The sequence below is a fragment of the Sphingomonas lacusdianchii genome (genome assembly GCF_022664395.1).
Lineage (GTDB): Bacteria > Pseudomonadota > Alphaproteobacteria > Sphingomonadales > Sphingomonadaceae > Sphingomonas > Sphingomonas lacusdianchii.
The window spans coordinates 291,231-310,177 of the sequence record NZ_JAKRET010000001.1; the positions used below are offsets into that span (position 1 = coordinate 291,231).

13 protein-coding genes are annotated in these 18,947 nt (G+C 65.2%); 2 read left to right on the forward strand and 11 right to left on the reverse strand.

All coding sequences use genetic code 11. The features are described 5' to 3' along the window. Positions 1 to 21 precede the first annotated feature (21 nt). From MF607_RS01340 to MF607_RS01360, 5 genes are read right to left on the reverse strand one after another with little or no spacing between them, the layout of a single operon-like run. Entirely contained in the window at positions 22 to 2,064 is a 2,043-nt protein-coding gene (locus tag MF607_RS01340; protein WP_242115915.1) for a glycoside hydrolase family 97 protein, read from the reverse strand. A 17-nt stretch (positions 2,065 to 2,081) separates the two neighbouring features. Beyond that, a complete protein-coding gene (locus MF607_RS01345) occupies positions 2,082 to 3,686 on the reverse strand; it encodes an alpha-glucosidase family protein (protein ID WP_242115601.1) in 1,605 nt (534 codons plus the stop codon). Beyond that, positions 3,686 to 5,470 (reverse strand): alpha-amylase family glycosyl hydrolase, encoded by a 1,785-nt coding sequence (locus MF607_RS01350; protein WP_242115602.1) that lies wholly within the window; start codon positions 5,468 to 5,470, stop codon positions 3,686 to 3,688. The genes MF607_RS01345 and MF607_RS01350 overlap by 1 nt, the downstream gene beginning before the upstream one ends. Then, complete coding sequence (locus tag MF607_RS01355) at positions 5,467 to 6,981, reverse strand: tryptophan halogenase family protein (protein ID WP_242115603.1); 1,515 nt, start codon at positions 6,979 to 6,981, stop codon at positions 5,467 to 5,469. Before MF607_RS01355 ends, MF607_RS01350 begins: the two co-directional genes overlap by 4 nt. 54 nt (positions 6,982 to 7,035) lie before the next feature. Then, positions 7,036 to 9,807, reverse strand: coding sequence for a TonB-dependent receptor (locus tag MF607_RS01360; protein ID WP_242115604.1), 2,772 nt, complete (start codon positions 9,805 to 9,807; stop codon positions 7,036 to 7,038). 199 nt (positions 9,808 to 10,006) lie between these two features. Between MF607_RS01360 and MF607_RS01365 the strand changes: the two genes are divergently transcribed. Beyond that, the gene (locus tag MF607_RS01365; protein ID WP_242115605.1) at positions 10,007 to 11,029 is read left to right on the forward strand and encodes a LacI family DNA-binding transcriptional regulator; all 1,023 of its coding nucleotides are present in this window, start codon (positions 10,007 to 10,009) and stop codon (positions 11,027 to 11,029) included. 41 nt (positions 11,030 to 11,070) lie between these two features. Further along, complete coding sequence (locus MF607_RS01370) at positions 11,071 to 11,442, forward strand: MerC domain-containing protein (protein ID WP_242115606.1); 372 nt, start codon at positions 11,071 to 11,073, stop codon at positions 11,440 to 11,442. A 5-nt stretch (positions 11,443 to 11,447) separates the two neighbouring features. On the opposite strand, the gene MF607_RS01375 is transcribed toward MF607_RS01370, so the two are convergent. The 6 genes from MF607_RS01375 to MF607_RS01400 all read right to left on the reverse strand — a co-directional run bounded on the left by MF607_RS01375 (position 11,448) and on the right by MF607_RS01400 (position 18,772). Next, positions 11,448 to 12,338: an SMP-30/gluconolactonase/LRE family protein gene (locus MF607_RS01375; RefSeq protein ID WP_242115607.1), complete on the reverse strand. Its 891-nt coding sequence runs from the start codon at positions 12,336 to 12,338 to the stop codon at positions 11,448 to 11,450. A gap of 1 nt (position 12,339) precedes the next feature. Next, positions 12,340 to 13,134: a D-xylose 1-dehydrogenase gene (gene xylB / locus MF607_RS01380; RefSeq protein ID WP_242115608.1), complete on the reverse strand. Its 795-nt coding sequence runs from the start codon at positions 13,132 to 13,134 to the stop codon at positions 12,340 to 12,342. A gap of 23 nt (positions 13,135 to 13,157) precedes the next feature. Then, positions 13,158 to 14,297, reverse strand: a complete 1,140-nt coding sequence (locus tag MF607_RS01385; protein ID WP_242115609.1) for a fumarylacetoacetate hydrolase family protein — start codon at positions 14,295 to 14,297, stop codon at positions 13,158 to 13,160. 10 nt (positions 14,298 to 14,307) lie between these two features. Then, positions 14,308 to 16,089: an IlvD/Edd family dehydratase gene (locus MF607_RS01390; protein ID WP_242115610.1), complete on the reverse strand. Its 1,782-nt coding sequence runs from the start codon at positions 16,087 to 16,089 to the stop codon at positions 14,308 to 14,310. A gap of 70 nt (positions 16,090 to 16,159) precedes the next feature. Continuing rightward, the gene (locus MF607_RS01395) at positions 16,160 to 17,569 is read right to left on the reverse strand and encodes a sugar porter family MFS transporter (protein ID WP_242115611.1); all 1,410 of its coding nucleotides are present in this window, start codon (positions 17,567 to 17,569) and stop codon (positions 16,160 to 16,162) included. Between the two features lie 105 nt (positions 17,570 to 17,674). Continuing rightward, positions 17,675 to 18,772 carry a LacI family DNA-binding transcriptional regulator gene (locus MF607_RS01400; protein ID WP_242115612.1) on the reverse strand — a complete coding sequence of 366 codons (1,098 nt, stop codon included), beginning with the start codon at positions 18,770 to 18,772 and terminating at the stop codon, positions 17,675 to 17,677. Between the last annotated feature and the right edge of the window lie 175 nt (positions 18,773 to 18,947).

Consider the following 18,947-nt stretch of genomic DNA (forward strand, 5'->3'; position numbering starts at 1 on the left):
CCCGCGCGCGGGGCGGATTTGTTATCGTCTCTTCGCTGCCACGAAACGGATCGCTTCGCCACCGCCGGGTGCCAGCGCGATCGTCATCGTGTCGCCCTTCTTCACCTGCCGCTGTTCGATCGTGATCGAATGGCGCGCATCAGTGCGGTAGTCGGCACCCGGACCATCGCGATAGATTTCGGCGGTATAGGTCTTGCCGGCGTCGAGGAAGTCGAGCTTCACCGTCGAACTGCGCGCCTCTTCGTCGCCGATCGCGCCCAGATACCAGTCGGTGCTGCCAGCCGCCTTGCGCACGATCGTCGCATAGTCGCCGACCTCGCCATTCAGCACGCGCGTGTCGGACCAGTCGGTCGGCACGTCGCGGATGAACTTGAAGGCTTGCGGGTAGCGGGCATAGTTTTCCGGCGTATCGGCCGCCATCACGACCGGCGAATACAGCACGACGTACAGCGCCAATTGCTTGGCGATCGTCGACTTGATCGCGCTGCCATTGCTGCCGGTCAGGCTGAGCACGCCCGGCGTGAAGTCCATCGGTCCGCCCAGAAACTGGGTAAAGACCATGTTCGCCTCATGCTCGGGCGGGTTCTTGCCACCCTCCCACGCATTATATTCCATGCCGCGCCCGCCTTCGCGGCTCAGCCAGTTGGGGTAGGTGCGGCGCAGGCCGGTGTCCTTGACCGGTTCGTGGCTGTCGATCGACACCTTGTAGCGCGCCGCTGCGTCAAGGACACGCTGGTGGTGGTTCACCATCCATTGTCCTTCATGCCATTCGCGGTGCTGCGACCCGTCGGCATCGACGCGCTCGATCTGGCCGGCATCGGTGACGTAGCCGGTCTTGACCACCCGCTCGCCATGATCGGCCGCCCATTTGAACGCGCTGTCGAGCTGCGCGTCGTAATGGCTCACTGAACCGCCGGTTTCGTGATGGCCGATCAGACGAACGCCCTTCGACTTCGCATAGGCCGCCAACGCTGCCGCATCGAAATCCGCGGTCGGTCCGCTGAAGTTCATGTCGTTACCGTTGCCCAGCCAATCGCCGTCCCAGCCGACATTCCAACCCTCGACCAGCACGCCCTGAATGCCGTTGGCGGCGGCGAAGTCGATATAGCGGCGGACATTGGCGGTGGTCGCGCCATGTTTCGGCCCGCGCGCCCAGGTCCAGTCACCCTTGATCATGTTCCACCACACGCCGACGAACTTGCCCGGCTGAATCCAGCTTGCGGTGTCGCCCAGCTTGTTGGGTTCGTTGAGGTTCAGCCCGATCCGGCTGGCATTGTAGAGGCCGGCGGCATCGTCGGCGATCGCGATCGTCCGCCATGGCGTCGAGAAACCGGCGGCGCGCGTCACCTTCGGACCGTTCGATCCCGGCGTCAGCACCGCGCGAAACGTCGTACCCTCCGAACGGGCGAGGTTCATCGCCGAATAGTCGGTCAGCGCCGCTTCATGGATCGCGACGTGACGACCGCTGGCCAGCTTGACCGTCATCACCGTCTGCGCGGTGCCGACCGCGTCGAGCGGCGTCTTGTTGTACAGATATTCCTCGCGGTTCCATTCGAACGCCGGCTTCCACCATGCGGTGCCGGGTTCGGCAAAGGCGAACTGGGTCAGTTCGTCGGCGATGTTCGCCGTCGTCAGGTTCGGCTGTTTCGGCAGCGTGTAGCGAAAACCGACCCCGTCATCGAACAGGCGGAAGGTAACCGCCATCTCGCGCTTCAGGTTCTTCGCCTCGCGAAAGGTGACCGTCAGTTCGGTATGGTTGTCGCGGATGGTCTTCCATTCACCGAACGGCTGCGTCCAGCTGCTGTCCGACCGGTCGCGCTTCGTTCCCGCCAGCGTCAACCCGCGCTCGATCTTCGGCGCGTCGGTGAACAGGAAGCCGAGCTTGCTGTCGTTCAGCACGGCCTTGCCGTCCTTGGCGATCGAATAGCTCGGGCGGCCTTCGTTATCGAGGCTGACCGCAAGTGTCAGCTTGCCGTCGGGCGAGGCGGCTCGCGCGACGACCTCCGCAAAGGCGGGCGACGCCATCGCGGTCATGCCGGCAAGCGCCAGCGCCAGTTTCATCATCCTCAACAGTCTGTTCCTTATGCTTCGTCGCAGATGGCGACGCGCGCCGCAAACGGACCGAACCGGTCCCCGTCCACGTCGCCAATGGTTTCAATCGCATGCCACCCGTCGCCGCCGGCAAACGCGGCCGGTGCGTTCGACAGGTTGAACACGCAAAGCATGCGCTGTCCGTCCAGCTCGCGTTCGAAGGCGAGGATCGCAGCGGAAGCCTCGACGATCGTCATGCTGCCCGAACGCAGCGCCGGATGGGCGTTGCGCAGGCGCAGGACATGGCGAGTGAAGTTGAGCAGCGAATGCGCGTCGGCTTCCTGTTTGTCGACGGCGAGCGGCCGATGTGTAGCGCCCGCAGGCAACCAGGGCTTGCCCGCGCCGAAGCCGAGATTTTCGGCATCGGCGACCCACGGCATCGGCGTGCGGGCACCGTCGCGCGACAGCGTCAGCGGCCAGTTGGCGATCGCCTCCGGATCCTGCAGATCCTCGAACGCGATGTCGACCTGTGGCAGCCCCAGTTCCTCGCCATTGTACAGGAAAATGTTGCCGCGGAGACAGGCGAGCAGCAGCATCTTGACCCGCCCGAACGCATCGGCATCGGCACCTTCGGGCAGCCAGCGTGATACGGCACGCGGCGCGTCATGGTTTTCGAACGCCCAGCTCGGCCATGGCGAGCCTTCGTCCCACGGCTCGATCGCGTCGCGCAGAATGCGCGGGCTAAGTTCGGGGGCGTAGAGAAAGTCGAAGCCATAGGCGGTATTCAGCCGGTTGCCGCCGCCGCAGAAAAGCTTCATCTCGCGCGTGGCGTCGTCGCCACCGATCTCGGCAACGGTGAAGCGATCGCCATCATAGCTGTCGAGCAGCACCCGCACCCGTTCGAGGAACGCCGGAATATCGGGATGGCTTTGATTATATAGCTTGCGCTGAAAATCGAACGGGCGGGTGCGCGTCTTGCCGTTGCTTGGCATTGGCGGATTGTCGCGCAGTTCCGGGTCGTGCATCGCGAAATTGATCGCATCGAGCCGGAACCCGTCGACGCCACGGTCGAGCCAGAAGCGCGCGGTGTCGAGCAACGCTTCCTGCAATTCCGCATTATGGCCGTGGAGTTGCGGCTGTTCCTTCAGGAAGTTGTGCAGATAATATTGACCGCGCCGTGCATCCCATGTCCATGCCGGTCCGCCGAACACCGACTGCCAGTTGCTGGGTGGCGAACCATCAGGCTTCGCATCGGCCCAGACATACCAGTCGGCCTTCGGATTGGTGCGGCTCGACCGGCTTTCGACGAACCACGGATGTTCGTCGCTGGTATGCGACCAGACCTGATCGATGATGATCTTGACGCCTAGCGAATGTGCCTTGGCGATCAGCGCGTCGAAGTCGACGAGCGTGCCGAAAATCGGGTCGACATCGCAATAATTCGCAACGTCATAGCCGAAATCTTTCATCGGTGACGTGAAGAAGGGCGACAGCCAGATGGCATCGACGCCGAGCGACGCGACATGATCGAGATGCGCGGTGATGCCGGGCAAGTCGCCGATTCCGTCGCCATTGCTGTCCGCGAAGCTGCGCGGGTAGATTTGATAGATCGTCGCGCCGTGCCACCAGCGGCGCGTATTCGCAGTCTCGGTCATCAGCGGGTCTCCGCGGCGCATACCGCATAGCCAAGGGCGGGAAGGTCGACGCGCACAGCGCCGGGCGCGGTCACGCTGCCGCAACGTCCGGCGAGTGCGCGGAAGCCGGTCGAGGCAGTCTCGACCTGTACATTGCGGGTGATCGGCGCGGCCGAAGTGTTGAAGAGCAACAGCACTTCGGCGTTGCTGGTCGGATCGAAGCGGGAGATCGCGAGCAAGCCGGGCGTTTCCTCCCGCGCGCGCAACACCTGCCGCCCGCGGGTCAGCGCCGGATTGGTGGTGCGCAGCTTCGCCAGTTCGGCAATCTGGCGATAGAGCGGATGCGTCGGCGTAAAGTTCGCAGTCGCGGTAGTCGCCGTCGTGCCGACCAGCTTGTTGTCGTTGTACGACGCGACCTGCGACGCGAACATATCCTCGCGCGCGTCCTGATCATTGCCGTCGCCGGCAAATCCCTGTTCGTCGCCCGAATAGATGGTCGGGACGCCGCGCAGCGTCAGCAGCATCGCGTTCGACAGCATGACGCGTGACAGGATTTCGGCATCGCTCGCTTCGGGCCGAGCTTGCCGGAGGTAGAAGGCGAAGCGGCCATTGTCGTGGTTGCCGGTGAAGGTGGGCAATTGCCGTGCCGTCGCCTCGCCCCCCGCATAGAGTACATCGCCGTCGAACACGGTTTCGAAGGCGTCGGTGCCCTTCTTGCCCGCGACGGTCTGCACGACGCCCTCCCGGAACGAGAAGTCGAGGACGGCGGGGAATTTGCCGGTCTTGGTCCATGCAGCGAGGCCGCCCGCGTCGAGCGACGACAGCGCGACTTCGCCGAAGATGTGGAAGTTCGGTATCCCCTTCGCCTTGGCGCGCTCCAGCATCGCGGGCACGAACGCCGCCCAGAACTCCGGGTTCACATGGCGCGCGGTGTCGATGCGATAGCCGTCGATGCCGAACCGGTCGATCCACCCACCGAAGATATCGATCATGCCCGCGACCACGCGCGGATTCTCGGTCATCAGGTCGTCCAGCCCGACGAAATCGCCCATTTGCGAGCTTTCGTTGGTGAAGGTCGTGTTGCCGCGATTATGATAATAGATCGGATCGTTGAGCCATGCCGGGACCTTCACCGCCTTTTCCGGGGCGGGGACATAGGGCGTGTAGGCGAAGGATGGGTCGGTCAGCTTTGCGAAATTGTCCGCCGTCTGCACATTGTCCCCGGCGAAACCGGGGTTCTTGCCCTTAGCCGCATAGGGATAGTCGGCGCGGCTGCGATAGACGCAGGCGCTCTTGTTGGCACATTCGCGATACTGGATTACGTCGGCGGTGTGGTTGGCGATGATGTCCATATAGACCTTCATCCCCCGCGCATGCGCCGCATCGACCAGCGCCTTAAAATCGGCATTGGTGCCGAGATGCGGGTCGACCTGCGTGAAGTCGGTGATCCAATAGCCGTGATAGCCGGCCGATTCCTGCCCCGGACCGCCCTGCACCGGCTTGTTCTTGAAGATCGGCCCGACCCAGATCGCGGTGGCGCCCAGCGACTGGATATAGGGCAGCCGCGCGGTCAGCCCCTTCAGGTCGCCGCCATGATAAAAGCCCTTGGCGGTCGGATCATAGCCATGGACCATGCGGTCGCCGCGAAGGCCACCGCGATCGTTCGATCGGTCGCCATTTTCGAACCGGTCGGGCAGGACGAAATAGATCACCTCGTCCTCGGGCGCGCGGGCGCGAAAATCCTGCGCGGCGGCAGGCAGGACGCTGGAGCCGAGGGTAAGGGCCAGAAGCAGGGATCGGATCACGCGGCAACCTTTGCATCGGGCGCCGGACAATGGGCGCGCAGGAACTGGTCATGGGTCGGCATTCGCGCGACCGTGGCGGCGACATGTTTAGAATGCATGTCGAGAAACTGGGTTCGGCGATCGGCGGGCAGCGCGTCGGCGAGCGGGTGATAGCCTTCCGCCCGCACCCCCTGCCCGACCAGCAATTGCAGCCACGCGACCTCGGCGAACAATTCATGCTCGTCGCGGACGATGCGGCCGGATTCGCGGAACAGCGTGATACGCTCGGCGAGGCTGTCGGGCAGCGGGGTTGCGCGCCGTTCCTGCCAAAACGGCTCGTCGCGACCGTTCAATGCATAATGTGCGATCAGGAAGTCGCGCACGCCGAGCCATTCGCGTTCGGACTGGCGGTTGAACTCGGCGATATCGGCCGGACGCGGTCGGGCTGCGGGCCATAGCGACAGCAGCCGAGCGATCCCCGATTGCACCAGGTGGATCGACGTCGATTCCAGCGGCTCGAGAAACCCTGCGGCCAGCCCCAGCGCTACACAGTTGCCGATCCAAGGCGCTTGGCGACGCCCGGTGGTGAAGCGCAGCGGCTTTGGATCGCCCAGCGCCGCGCCATCGAGAGTGCCGAGCAAGGTCGCCGCCGCCTCGTCGTCGGACATATGCGTACTGGCATAGACCAGCCCGTTGCCGGTCCGTGCCTGCAACGGAATGCGCCACTGCCAACCCGCTCTCCTCGCGGTAGCGCGGGTATAGGGCGTAATCGGTTGTGTCGCCGTGCAGGGCACCGCCAGTGCCCGGTCGCAGGGGAGCAACGACGACCAGTCGTCCCAACGATCGCCCGGCATCCGCCCGATCAACAGCGCGGCGAACCCCGAACAATCGATGAAGAAATCGGCAGCGATAACGCGGCCATCGTCGAGCGTAACCGCGGCGATGCTGGCATCGTTCTGGTCTACCGCGACCACCCGCCCCTCAATCCGCTCGACGCCACCGGCCTCAGCGCGTTCACGCAGATAGGCGGCGTAACGCGCGGCGTCGAAATGATAGGCCCAGGCGATCCCCGAAGGTGCCTGCGGATTGCCCGGATCGCGATCGAACCGGTTCGCCGCCGCCCCCCCGGCGCAAGCGCTGTGCGACCATAAGGATGCGGGTGCGTCGCCCCCACCCGCCGCCAGCCAGTAATGATGGAATGGCACCAGCCCCAGCGAACGGCCGATCGTGCCGAATGCGTGGATGTAACGGCTGTCCGTCCCGTTCCAGCCGGCGAACTCGATGCCGAGCTTGAAGCTGCCACCGGTACGGGCGACGAAATTATCCTCGTCGATGCCCAGATGCTGGTTGAACAGCCGCAGTTGCGGGATCGTCGCCTCGCCCACCCCGACCGTTCCGATCGCATCGGATTCGATCAGCGTAATACGGGTATCGGCGGGCAGGAACCGGGCCAGCGCCGCCGCCGTCATCCAGCCGGCGGAACCGCCGCCGACGATCGCGACGCTGCGGACGGGGTTCTGATCGATCGCCATCAACGCCTCCCGTCACCGCCGCCCGTCCGACATGCGGACGGGCGGGCTGTGGCATCAGAACCGGAACGATGCCCCGGCAAGGAAGCGCCGGCCATAGCTCTGATAATCGATTACCGCGAGGTCGTACGCCGGATCGACGGTCGCAAAGCGTTCGTCGGTCAGATTCTGCCCCTGCACGAACAGCGACAATCCTTCGAGCGTGGTGGCCTTCGGGAATTCATAGCCGATCTGCGCATCGATGATCGTCTCGTCCAGCGCGCGGCGACGCTGGCGATTGCCGCCGAAGCCCGACAGTTCGCCGACGAAGCTCGACCGGTACCGCGCCGATCCACGCGCGCTGAACCCCCATTTCTCAAAATAGGCAGTGCCGTTGACGACCCACTTCGAATAGCCCGGAATGTCTTCGGCGGGCGAGGTCGGGGTCGGCTTGATCTGCGTCTTGGTCCACGAACCGCCGCCGGTCACGCCGAAGCCGTCGAGGAACGATACGAAGGTGTTGAGCGGCAGCGTCGCCGCCAGTTCGACACCGTAGATGCTGCCGCCCTCACCGTTGATCGGCACGTCCGATCGACCGAGCGTCGGGGTGCCTGCCGGGGTACCGGTCGGAGTCGGGAAACCACCGTAATCGAACGGGATCGTCTGATTATACACGAACGACTTCAGGTCCTTGTAGAAACCCTGTGCCGCGATGTAGCCGGCGCGTCCGAAATATTTCTCGACCGTCAGATCGAACGAGTTCGATCGGATCGGCCGCAGGAAGGGATTGCCGCCGCCGCCGGTGATGATCTGTTCCTGCGGATTATAGCCATAGCCCTGCGACACGCGCATATCGTCGAGGCGCGGACGCTGTACCTGCCGCGCAGCACCGGCGCGGATCACCCAGTCGCCCGGCATACGCAGCGACAGGTTGAGGCTGGGCAGCAAATCCCAGTAATCGGCACCACGGATCGTCGGGACCAGCGTCCCGTTTGCCGCGACCAGACCCGACGACTTCTGTTCGGTCGCAACCGCCTGTACGCCGACATTGCCGGTCAGAACCGATGCGCCGATGTCCTGGTTGATGTCCGCCTGGACGTACATGGTCATCAGGTCCTCGGCGATGCGGAACGCCTTGGCCGGCACGTCAAGGCTGGTATTCGGGTTCAGCTGGTAGACACCACCCGCCAGCAGATCGCGCGGATCGTAGCTGAGCATCGGACCGAGACCCAGATAATCGAGACTGGTCGGCTCCTGCACATATTGGTCGGGAATGCGCAGCGAGCGCAGCCCGCCACTCAGCGCAAGCAGCGCCTCGACCGGATCGAGCGACTTGTCGCGATCGGTATAGTTCAGCCCCGCCTTCACCGCGCCGAAGAAGCCGTCCAGCTCCTTCTCAACCTCGAAGCGATATTGCGCGATCCGGTCCTGCACCTTGCGGTCGTTATAGTAACCGGCCTGCAGGTTCGATCCGCCCCAGCCGAGCGGATCGGTCAGCAGGATCAGGTTCGGATCGGAATAGTTGAGCGTCGGGCTGAAGCGCGTACCCGTTTTGCCGCTGGTGAAAGCGATGGTGTCCTTCGCGCCGACATTCTGGCCGTAGCCGGTACCGGCATAGCTTTCGAGAATGATCTCCTCACGGTCGGTGCGCGAATAGCTGGCGTCGAGCGTCGCGTTCCAGCCATCGTCGCCGCGCCACGCCATGTTGTAGCCGAAGGCGTAGAGCTTCGCCTTGCGCTCGAACGCGTCGTTGCGGACGACGCCTTCGACATTGCCGAACGTGCCCGAGGTGATGAAACCGTCGCTGTTCGCGGTCGTACCGGTCAGCTTGACGCCCTGCGGCTGGGTCGGATCGTTGAACGCCTGTCCATAGCCGAGCGGCAGTTCGATGCCGCGCTTCAGCTGATCGTCGTTGAAGTCCGAATAGAAGCCGTCGACCGTCACCGTCAGGTTATCGACCGGCTTGTACTGCAGCGTGCCCGACAGGCCGAGCCGCTTTAGCCGGGTCGAGGTAACATAGGATTTCGATCCGCCGATCACCCCCTGCCCGTTGAAGCCGGCATAGCCCCAGGCGTTGAATTCCTGGATCTGATAGGGTTCGTCGAGATAGTTAGCCGACAGGGCGATGCCGATCGTGTCGTCGGCAAACTGGTCGATATAGGTGCCGCTGACCCGGTAGCCCTTGTCGCGCGACCCGGCGTTCAGCTTGCCGAGATCGGCATAGGTGCCGCGCGCGCCGATCGAGATCGCCTGCCGCCCATATTCGAGCGGACGGACGGTGCGCAGGTCGACGGTACCCGACAGGCCCTGTCCGATCAGATTCGCCTGACCGGTCTTGTAGACCACGACCTGGCTCATGATTTCGGCCGGATACTGGTCATATTCGACGGCGCGGTTGTCGCCGGTCGAGGTCTGTTCGCGGCCGTTGAGCAGCGTGGTCGAGAAGTCGGGGGCGAAGCCGCGGATCGAGATCGAGTTCGACCGACCCGACACGCGCTGCGACGTCAGACCCGGCAGGCGCGCGATCGACTCGGCGATCGAGGCGTCGGGCAGCTTGCCGATATCCTCGGCGCTGATCGATTCGACGACCTGATCGCGGTTCTTCTTTTCGGCGACGGCGTTTTCGAGGCTGGCGCGAAAGCCGGTGACGACGATATCGACGTCTTCGTTCGCGGTGGGATCGGTCGGGTCGGTGCCGTCGGTCTGGGCCGTGCTCGGCTCCGGGGTGGTCGTCGCCGTCTGTGCGAACGCGCTGCCGGCTCCTGCCAGCGCACCGGCCGCGATCAATGCCGTGATGCTGGCACCGCGCGCCAGCCGGGCGCACGACCGCGCCTGCGATGAATACCGCATTTCCCAAACCTCCCCAGAAATGATTGATTCCCCGGTTCTTTCGCCCGGTTCGTCCGTACCCTCCTATTGAAACCATCCGGGCCGGTTGAGAAGCGGACAGCATACGTATTCAGTCGGTGCTTGCCGGTGACCGATGGCGGGCGCTACACCGGTCGTTCACGGATACGGATCAGGCCAAGGCGGCCATAAAGGACCAGGCATGGCGTCGGGCGACAAGCCGACCTCCTTCGATATCGCGGCGCTGGCCGGCGTGTCGCAACCGACCGTCAGCCGGGCGCTCCGCGGCGACCGCACGGTCAGCGCCGCCACGCGCCTGCGGATCGAGGCGATCGCCGCGCAACTGAATTACAAGGTCGACAAGAACGCCTCCGCGCTCCGCCGGGGCAGCACCTCGACGCTGGCGCTGCTGTTCTTCGAAGACCCCGCGCCCGACGGTTCGCGGATCAATCCGTTCTTCCTGTCGATGCTGGGGTCGATCCTGCACACGTGCGGCGCGCGCGGCTATGACCTGCTGACCTCGTTCCAGCAGCTCTCCGCCGACTGGCATGTCGATTACGAGGACAGCCGCAAGGCCGACGGACTGATCCTGCTCGGCTATGGCGATTTCGACGCCTATTCGCGGCGGCTCGACCAGCTGGTGGCGCAGGGGACGCATTTCGTCCGCTGGGGATCGCCCGATCCGGCGCATCCGGGCACCGTCATCGGCTGCGACAATTTCGCGGGCGGCCATGATGCCGGGCGCCACCTGATCGAACGCGGGCGGCGCGCGATCGCGTTTCTCGGTGATGCGTCGAGCCAATATCCCGAATCGCGCGACCGGTATCGCGGGCTGTCGGCCGCATTGCAGGCGAACGGGCTGCCGGTCGATCCGGGATTGCAGGTCGATGCGCTCTCCAGCGAGGCTTCAGGATACGACGCTGCCAGCCGACTCATCGCGCGCGGCATCGAATTCGACGCGATTTTCGCGGCGTCGGACATGATCGCACTGGGCGCGGTGCGTGCGCTGGTCGAGGCGGGGCGGAGCGTGCCCGACGACGTCGCGCTGGTCGGGTTCGACGATATTCCCGCCGCCTCGCTGGCGCAGCCGCCGCTCACCACCATCCGACAGGATTATGCGCGGGCGGGCGAGTTGCTGGTCGACATGCTGATCCGCCGGATCGACCGGCGGGAAACCGCGCCGACACTGTTGCCCCCCGAACTGGTCGTCCGGAAATCAAGCTGAGCCTCTTGCGTTAGATGATATAAAGTCACATCTGCGCAACCATGCAACGTACCACCCTTCTCGACGGCGCCGCGATCGGTGCGTCGCTGCTCTGCCTGATCCATTGCATCGGGCTGCCGATCCTGTTCGCACTGCTGCCCGCATTGGCGAGCATCGGTCTGCCGTCGTCGGAATGGCTGCATCTGCTGCTGTTGCTGACCGCGATACCGGTCAGCGCGCTGGCGCTGGTCGGCGGATGGCGCGCGCATGGCCGGGTCGTGCCGATGCTGCTCGGCGCGCTGGGACTGGCTGGACTGGCGGCGGGGCTGGCGTTCGACAGCGTGCCCGGCGCGGAAACCGCGCTGACCGTCGCCGGCAGCCTCGCGCTCGCCATGGCGCATATCGGCAACTGGCGACGGTTGCAGACCGCCTGACGCGATCAGATGCCGATCGAGACTTCCGGTCCGGCCACGCCCGGCACGTCGACCTCGAACCGGAACAGATTGCCCGCCAGCGGTTGCGCCGCGGCCTGATCGGCATCGTGATGCTTGTTCGCGGTGGTCGCGAACACCGTCTTGCGGTCGGGGCCGCCGAACGCGATCTTGGTGATCGCATCGACCGGCATCTTGATCGTCTCCAGCAACTCGCCCTTTGGCGAATAGCGGCGAATGCCCCAGCCGGCATAAAGGCTGATCCACACGCAACCCTCGGCATCTACCGCCGGGCCATCGGGAAAGCCCTCAGCATTCGGGATCGTCACGAACAGCCGCCGGTCGGTCAGCGATCCGTCGGCAGCGATGGTGCAGGCATAGATATGCCCGCCCAGCGTATCGACATGGTACAGCGTCCTGCCATCGGGGCTGACCGCCGGTCCGTTGGTGATCGCGACCTGCGGGCTCGACGCGATGGCCGTGCCATCGGCGGCAAGGCGATAGATCGCGCCGGTCGCCGCGCGCTCGCCATCGTCCATCGTCCCGAACCATAGCTGGCCGTTCGGCGCGACGGTCGCGTCGTTCAGCCGGTTGCCGGGCAGATTGGGCTCCGGATCGACCAGCAGCGTGAACGCGCCGGTCGTCGGGTCGAAGCGGTGCAACCCGGTTTGCAGCCCGGCAATGAATTTGCCATCGGCCGAGGGCAGCACGAAACCGCACTGGCCGGGCGCGGCCCAGCTGCGCCGCTCGCCGCTCGCCGGGTCGTAGCGGTGAATGCGCGGCGTCTTGATACAGACGAACCACAGCGCGTTGTCGCGGTCGACCCAGTTGGGCCCCTCCAGCAACGGCGCCGACAGGTCCCAGACGCTGACCGGTTCGGACTTCTGTACCTTCGTCATCCTATCGCCACCCTGCATCCACGAAGAAGCTGTGCCCGGTTACCAGCCGCGCATCGTCGGAGGCAAGGAACAGGATCATCGCGGCGATGTCGCCTGCGACCAACCGTCCGTTCAGACACTGCGCCTTCACGATCTCCGCCTCGCCCTCGGGCGTGTACCATTTCAGCTGGCGCGGGGTCCGGACATTGCCGGGAATGACGCAGACCGAGCGGATGCCGTCGCCGCCCAGTTCGCGCGCGAAGCTGCGGGTCAGCCCCTCGATCGCCGCCTTCGCGGTCTGGTAGAGGGTCAGTTCTTCCAGCGCGAGGTGCCAGCTGATCGACCCCATATTGACGATCACGCCCTTGCCCTTGGCCTTCATGCCCGGGATCACCGCCTGCGCCGCGAAGAACAGGTGGCGCAGATTCACGCCCATCCGGTTGTCCCAATAGGCTTCGTCGACCTGCTCGATCGAATGCCGGTCGTCGCTGGCGGCATTGTTGACCAACACGTCAAACTCGCCACCCTCCGCAATCGCCTGTTCGATCGCGGCCTTCAATGCGGCGATATCGGTCAGGTCGACGCGCTGGAACGACGGGGTCGGGCCGACGCCGGCCAGTTCCTCGATCAGCTTGAGCGAATCGGCTTCGGCGATGTCGAAGAAGGTGACGTGCGCGCCCTGCCGGACGAATCCTTCGACCACGCCCGCGCCGATCCCCGACCCGCCGCCGGTGATGAGCACGCGCTTGCCGGCGAGCGAGGGATAGGAAGCGCGGGCTTCGGGGGCGATTGGGTAGGCGAAATCGTCAGGCGACATGGAAGATATCCAGCAAAGAGGTGTCAGGCGGCGATCAGGCCGCGGCGCGCGAGGTTGCGCATCAGGTCGCGAATGCCGAAACCCCATGGGTCGGCAGCCTTGGAGGTGGTGACGGTGTTCGCCAGTTCGCCGAGCGACGGGGTCGAGATACGCACTACATCCCCCGGCTTGTGGGTAAAGCCGCGGCCCGGCTCGTCACGATCCTGCACCGGTGCGAACAACGTGCCGAGGAACAGGACGAAGCCGTCGGGATATTGATGCTCCGACAGCGCCTGCCGCACCAGATCCTCCGGATCGCGGCTGATTTCGCGCATCGTGCTGGTACCGGTCAGGACATAGCCTTCGGGACCGTCGATGCGCAGGTCGACGACCGCGTCGCGGACCGTGTCCATGGTGAAGTCGCCGTCGAACAGGCGGATGAACGGGCCGATGCCGGTCGAGGCGTTGTTATCCTTCGCCTTGCCGAGCAACAGTGCCGAGCGCCCTTCGAAATCGCGCAGATTGACGTCGTTGCCGAGCGTCGCGCCGACAACCTTGCCGTCGCTGGTGGCGACGACGACGATTTCCGGCTCGGGATTGTTCCACGACGAGTCCGAGCGGATGCCGACATCGGCGCCCCAGCCCACGGTCGACAGCACCGGCGCCTTGGTAAACACCTCCGCATCGGGGCCGATCGCGACCTCCAGATATTGCGACCACATGCCCGCCTCGATCAGCGCGGCCTTCAGTTCGGCGGCCTCGCTCGATCCCGGCTTCACCGACCGGATGCCGCCGCCGATGCGCGCTTCCAGATCGCCGCGAATGCCCTGCGCCGCATCGGCATCGCCGCGCGCGCGTTCCTCGATCACCCGCTCCAGCGCCGAGACGGCGAAGGTCACGCCCGCCGCCTTCACGCATTGCAGGTCGATCGGCGACAGGATCGGCGGATGTTCGCCCGCCGCATCGGCAAGCGCGGCGGTGTCGCACACCACCGGACCGTCGAGCGAGGCGATATCGCTCCGCTCCAGCAGGTCGGCGACGGTCGCGGCATGGGCCGACACGTCGATGACCTTGCCCCCCTTCACCACCACCGGCGTCGGGCCATCGGCCAGTTGCATCCGCCCGACCAGCAGCGCCTTGTCATGATCCACCGGCAGCATCCGCGCGGCATGTTCGCTTTTCATGTCCGTTTCCTCAGTGATTGTGGCGCGGCGTCGTTTCCGACGTCCGGCGATATTTGAGTGCAAGGTCGAGCACGCCGCCATCGCCGAGCTGGCCGACCTTCTCGCGGTAGATTTCCTCCCACGGCGTCTGGCTGGCCGGGACCGGCGGAATGCCCTCACCCTTGCGCCGCGCGATCTCGGCATCGTCGACCAGCATGTCGCAGCGACCATGGTTCAGGTCGATGCGGATCGTGTCGCCGGTACGCAGCCATGCTAGGCCGCCGCCGACCGCGCTTTCGGGCGAGGCGTTCAGGATCGACGGGCTGTCCGACGTTCCCGACTGCCGCCCGTCACCGATCGTCGGCAGGCTCTGGATACCGCGCTGGAGCAGGGCGGCGGGCGGCTGCATGTTGGTGACCTCGGCCGATCCGGGCCAGCCGATCACGCCCGCGCCACGGATGACGAGGATGCAATTCTCGTCGATCTCGAGCGCCGGATCGTCGATGCGATGATGGTAATCGTCCGATCCGTCGAACACGATCGCCCGCCCCTCGAAGCAGCCTTCGTTGCCCGGCTGCGACAGATAGCGTGCGCGGAAATCGGGACCGATGACGCTGGTCTTCATGATCGCGACGTCGAACAGATTGCCCGACAGGACGAGGAAACCCGCCTGTTCCTTGAGCGGTTGATCGTAGGGCCGGATGACCTCGCGATCGGTAGCGACGCGGTTGGCGACGTTCTCGCCGAGCGTCCGGCCGGTGACCGTCGCGACATTGCCGTCGACCTTGCCCACCGCGATCAGTTCGCTGAGCACCGCCGGCACACCGCCGGCGCGGTGGAAGCGTTCGCCGAGGAAGCGTCCGGCGGGCTGCACGTCGACCAGCAGCGGCAGGTCATAGCCATAGTCCATCCAGTCGGACGGCTTGAGCTCGATATCGGCATGGCGCGCCATGGCGTGGAGGTGCGGATGCGCGTTCGACGATCCGCCAATCGCGGTGATGAGCGCGATCGCGTTCAGGAACGACTGGCGCGTCAGGATCTTGGACGGGCGCAGATCGTCATAGGACATGTCGACGATGCGGCGGCCGGTTTCATAGGCGATCTGCCCACGCTCGCGATAGGGCGCCGGGATCGCCGCGCAACCGGGCAGCGACATGCCCAGCCCTTCGGCGATGGCGTTCATCGTCGAGGCAGTGCCCATGGTGTTGCAATGACCGGCGGACGGCGCCGAAGCGGTCGCGGCTTCGAGGAACTCTTCCTCGGTGATCTCGCCCGCCGCCAGCTTGCGGCGCGAGCGCCAGATGACCGTGCCCGAGCCGACCAGATCGCCGTCATGCCAGCCGTCGAGCATCGGCCCGCCCGACAGGACGATCGCGGGGATATCGACCGTCGACGCCGCCATGATCGCCGAGGGCGTCGTCTTGTCGCAGCCGGTGGTCAGCACCACCGCGTCGATCGGATAGCCGTTCAGAATCTCGACCAGCCCGAGATAGGCGAGGTTGCGGTCGATCGCGGCGGTCGGGCGGCGGCAATTCTCGAAGATCGGATGGGTCGGGAATTCCATCGGAATGCCGCCCGCCGCCTCGATCCCCGCCTTCACGCGCTTGACCGTCTCCAGGTGGATGCGGTTGCATGGCGTCAGGTCCGATCCCGACTGGGCGATGCCGATGATCGGCCGCCCGCTGGTCAGTTCCTTCGGCGTGATGCCGTAGTTCATGAACCGTTCGAGATACAGCGCGGCCATGTCGAGGCGGCCGGGCGCGGCGAACCATTCGCGCGATCGGAACGGACGGGCGGGGGTACGGGTCATCATGGCTACTCGGTCGAAAGGCCCCGCGAAACGCGGGGCCGAAGGTGGCGAAGGTTACACGTAACGCAGATTCTCAGCCCTGCATGTCCTCCAGTTCCTTGCCCTTGGTTTCATGGATGAATTTCTGGACGAGGAAGAAGCTGATGACCGCGCAGGCACCATAGAAGCTGTAGGTGATCGTCAGGCCGAGGCCCGCGGCCATGACCGGAAAGCTCTGCGCAATCAAATAGTTAGCGAACCATTGCGCGAAGCCGCAGATCGCCAGCGCCGATCCGCGCATCTGGTTCGGGAACATTTCGCCGAGCATGACCCACATGATCGGGCCCCAGCTGACGTTGAAGAACACGACGTAGAGGTTCGCCGCCCACAGCGCGAGCGTGCCGAGTTCGGCCGAAAGCTGCAGCTTGCCTGCCGGATCGAGCGTACCGTTGTGGAAGCAATAGACCAGCGCCCAGAGCGTCACTGCCATGCCCGCCGAACCGATCAGCAGCAGCGGCTTGCGACCGATCTTGTCGACCAGCGCGATCGTCACGAAACAGGCCGCGATCGAGACGACACCCGAGAGGATGTTGATCTGGAGCGACTGGTCTTCGGTGAAGCCGGCCAGTTGCCACAGCGTCGCGCCATAATAGAAGATCACGTTGATGCCGACCAACTGCTGGAACACGGCCAGCACGAGGCCCGCCCACACGATCGGACGGATGCCGCCCTTTACCGGGTCGAGAATGTCGCGCAGCGCCGGACGATGGTCCTTGCTGAACGAGGCTTCGATGTCGCGGATCTTGATCGCGGCGGCGGCCGGACCGAACAGGCGGGTCAGCACGATGCGCGCTTCGTCCAGACGGCCCTTCTGCACGAGGTAGCGCGGGCTTTCCGGGATAAAGAGCAGCGCGACGAGGAACACGGCGGCCGGGATCGCCTGCATCCAGTACATCCAGCGCCATGCCTCATAGCCCCCCCACCAGATCGAGGTGGACGCACCGGCGGCGGCGGCCAGATAATAGTTCACCACGAACGCGGCGGTCAGGCCGGTGATGATCATGATCTGCTGGATGGTGGTCATCCGCCCGCGAATGTTCGCGGGGGCCACTTCGGAGATATAGGCGGGCGACAGCACCGACGCCGCGCCGACCGCCATGCCGCCCATGAAGCGGGCGACGACGAACAGCAGCTGGACGTGGCTGAATCCCTGCACCAGCGCGCCGATCAGGAACAGCACCGCGGCGAGCATCATCACCTTGCGACGGCCCATGGCATCGGCCAGCTTGCCCGCAAGGAACGCGCCGACGAAACAGCCGATCAGCAGCGATCCGACCGTGAAGCCGAGCCCGGCCTCGCTGAGGCCAAACGCGCTTTTCAGCCCCTCCTGCGTGCCGTTTACCGCCCCGCTGTCATATCCGAACAACAGCCCCCCGATCGTCGCCACTGCAACGATCGCGATGACGAGCGCGATGTTCACGCGCTCCCCCGTCGCCTCTACCATCCCCATCCACTCCATGTTCACCGCCGTTCGAAACGGCGTGTTAGCGGTAACGGTGGCGAATTATTACGACGAATGCAAGCGCCCGCAATGAAAGGGCCGCGCCTTTTACGCGGCAGGGCGCCGCCGTGCCATTCCCGGACGCCCGGCCGCCACCGGTGCCGGTCCTGACGATTCGCGCACGATCAGTTCATGGTCGAGCACGCGGTCCTCGCCGGCGCCCTCCCCCTGGCCCATGCGACGATCGCGGATCTCGGCCAGCAGCATCTCGACCGCCGCCTCGGCCATCGCCGCGATCGGCTGGCGGATCGTCGTGATCTCGGGCCAGGTGGTGGTCGCAAGCGAGGTATCGTCGAAGCCGACAATACTCAGATCCTCGGGCACTTGCAGTCCGCGGCGATGCGCGACGCTGATCGCCGCGGCGGCCATGTCGTCGTTGCTGGCGAAGATCGCGGTCGGGCGGTCGTCGCGGTCGATCAGCTTCTCGCCGGCATCGATCCCCGATCGAAAGGTGAAATACCCCTGTTCGACCGGCATGTCGGCCAGATCGAGCCCCGCCGCCTCGATCGCCGCGACGAATCCGCGCCAGCGCTCGGCGCTCGACCCGTTATTGGGGTCGCCTGCCACGAACCCGATCCGGCGATGGCCGAGGTCGATCAGATGCTGGGTCATCGCCTGCGCCGCTGCGCGATCGTCGATCCGCACCGATGCGCGTCCCGGCTGCGCCACCCCGACCGCCACCGCGACCGAAGGCGTGCCGGCCGCGTCGAGTTCGTCACGGACCGGCACCGAATCCGACAGGGGCGGCGGCAGGATCACCCCCTGCACCGCCGTCGACGCGAAGCGGCGCGCGCCTTCGGCCTGTTCCTCGGCACTGTCACCTTCGCATGGTTCGAGGACGAGATGGCAGCCGACCTTGCGCGCGCCCTCCAGCGCCCCGATCAGGAAGTTCGACAGATAGGCGAGCGACGGATTGGCGTAGAGCAGCCCGATCTGTGCCGCCTCCCCCGCCGCCAGACTGCGCGCCGCGGTGTTGGGCCAATAGTTGAGCTGTTCGATCGCGGCTAAAACCGCCTCGCGCGTCGACTGGCGAACATTGGCACCGCCATTGACGACGCGCGACACGGTCATCGCCGACACGCCCGCCGAACGCGCGACGTCCTGCACGGTAATGCTGCCACCGCTGCGACGACTTGGCTTTTCCATGGATAAAAACCGCTCCCTTGCCGCAATGCTTATGGCGCGGAACGGGCGAATGCAAATCGTGCGATCGGTTGACGGCCCGGAGCGGGAAAGATAGCTGATAGCGCTACCAAATAGCGGCGGCGGGTGAACCGGATGCCGTATATCCCGGGAGAGAGAATGTGACCCTAGCGCCCAA

Bases quoted from the DNA above. Each gene is read 5' to 3' on its own strand.
- MF607_RS01340 (WP_242115915.1), bottom strand. From the start codon at position 2,064: ATGATGAAACTGGCGCTGGCGCTTGCCGGCATGACCGCGATGGCGTCG.
- MF607_RS01345 (WP_242115601.1), bottom strand. From the start codon at position 3,686: ATGACCGAGACTGCGAATACGCGCCGCTGGTGGCACGGCGCGACGATC.
- MF607_RS01355 (WP_242115603.1), bottom strand. From the start codon at position 6,981: ATGGCGATCGATCAGAACCCCGTCCGCAGCGTCGCGATCGTCGGCGGC.
- MF607_RS01360 (WP_242115604.1), bottom strand. From the start codon at position 9,807: ATGCGGTATTCATCGCAGGCGCGGTCGTGCGCCCGGCTGGCGCGCGGT.
- MF607_RS01365 (WP_242115605.1), top strand. From the start codon at position 10,007: ATGGCGTCGGGCGACAAGCCGACCTCCTTCGATATCGCGGCGCTGGCC.
- MF607_RS01370 (WP_242115606.1), top strand. From the start codon at position 11,071: ATGCAACGTACCACCCTTCTCGACGGCGCCGCGATCGGTGCGTCGCTG.
- MF607_RS01375 (WP_242115607.1), bottom strand. From the start codon at position 12,338: ATGACGAAGGTACAGAAGTCCGAACCGGTCAGCGTCTGGGACCTGTCG.
- xylB (WP_242115608.1), bottom strand. From the start codon at position 13,134: ATGTCGCCTGACGATTTCGCCTACCCAATCGCCCCCGAAGCCCGCGCT.
- MF607_RS01385 (WP_242115609.1), bottom strand. From the start codon at position 14,297: ATGAAAAGCGAACATGCCGCGCGGATGCTGCCGGTGGATCATGACAAG.
- MF607_RS01390 (WP_242115610.1), bottom strand. From the start codon at position 16,089: ATGATGACCCGTACCCCCGCCCGTCCGTTCCGATCGCGCGAATGGTTC.
- MF607_RS01395 (WP_242115611.1), bottom strand. From the start codon at position 17,569: ATGGTAGAGGCGACGGGGGAGCGCGTGAACATCGCGCTCGTCATCGCG.
- MF607_RS01400 (WP_242115612.1), bottom strand. From the start codon at position 18,772: ATGGAAAAGCCAAGTCGTCGCAGCGGTGGCAGCATTACCGTGCAGGAC.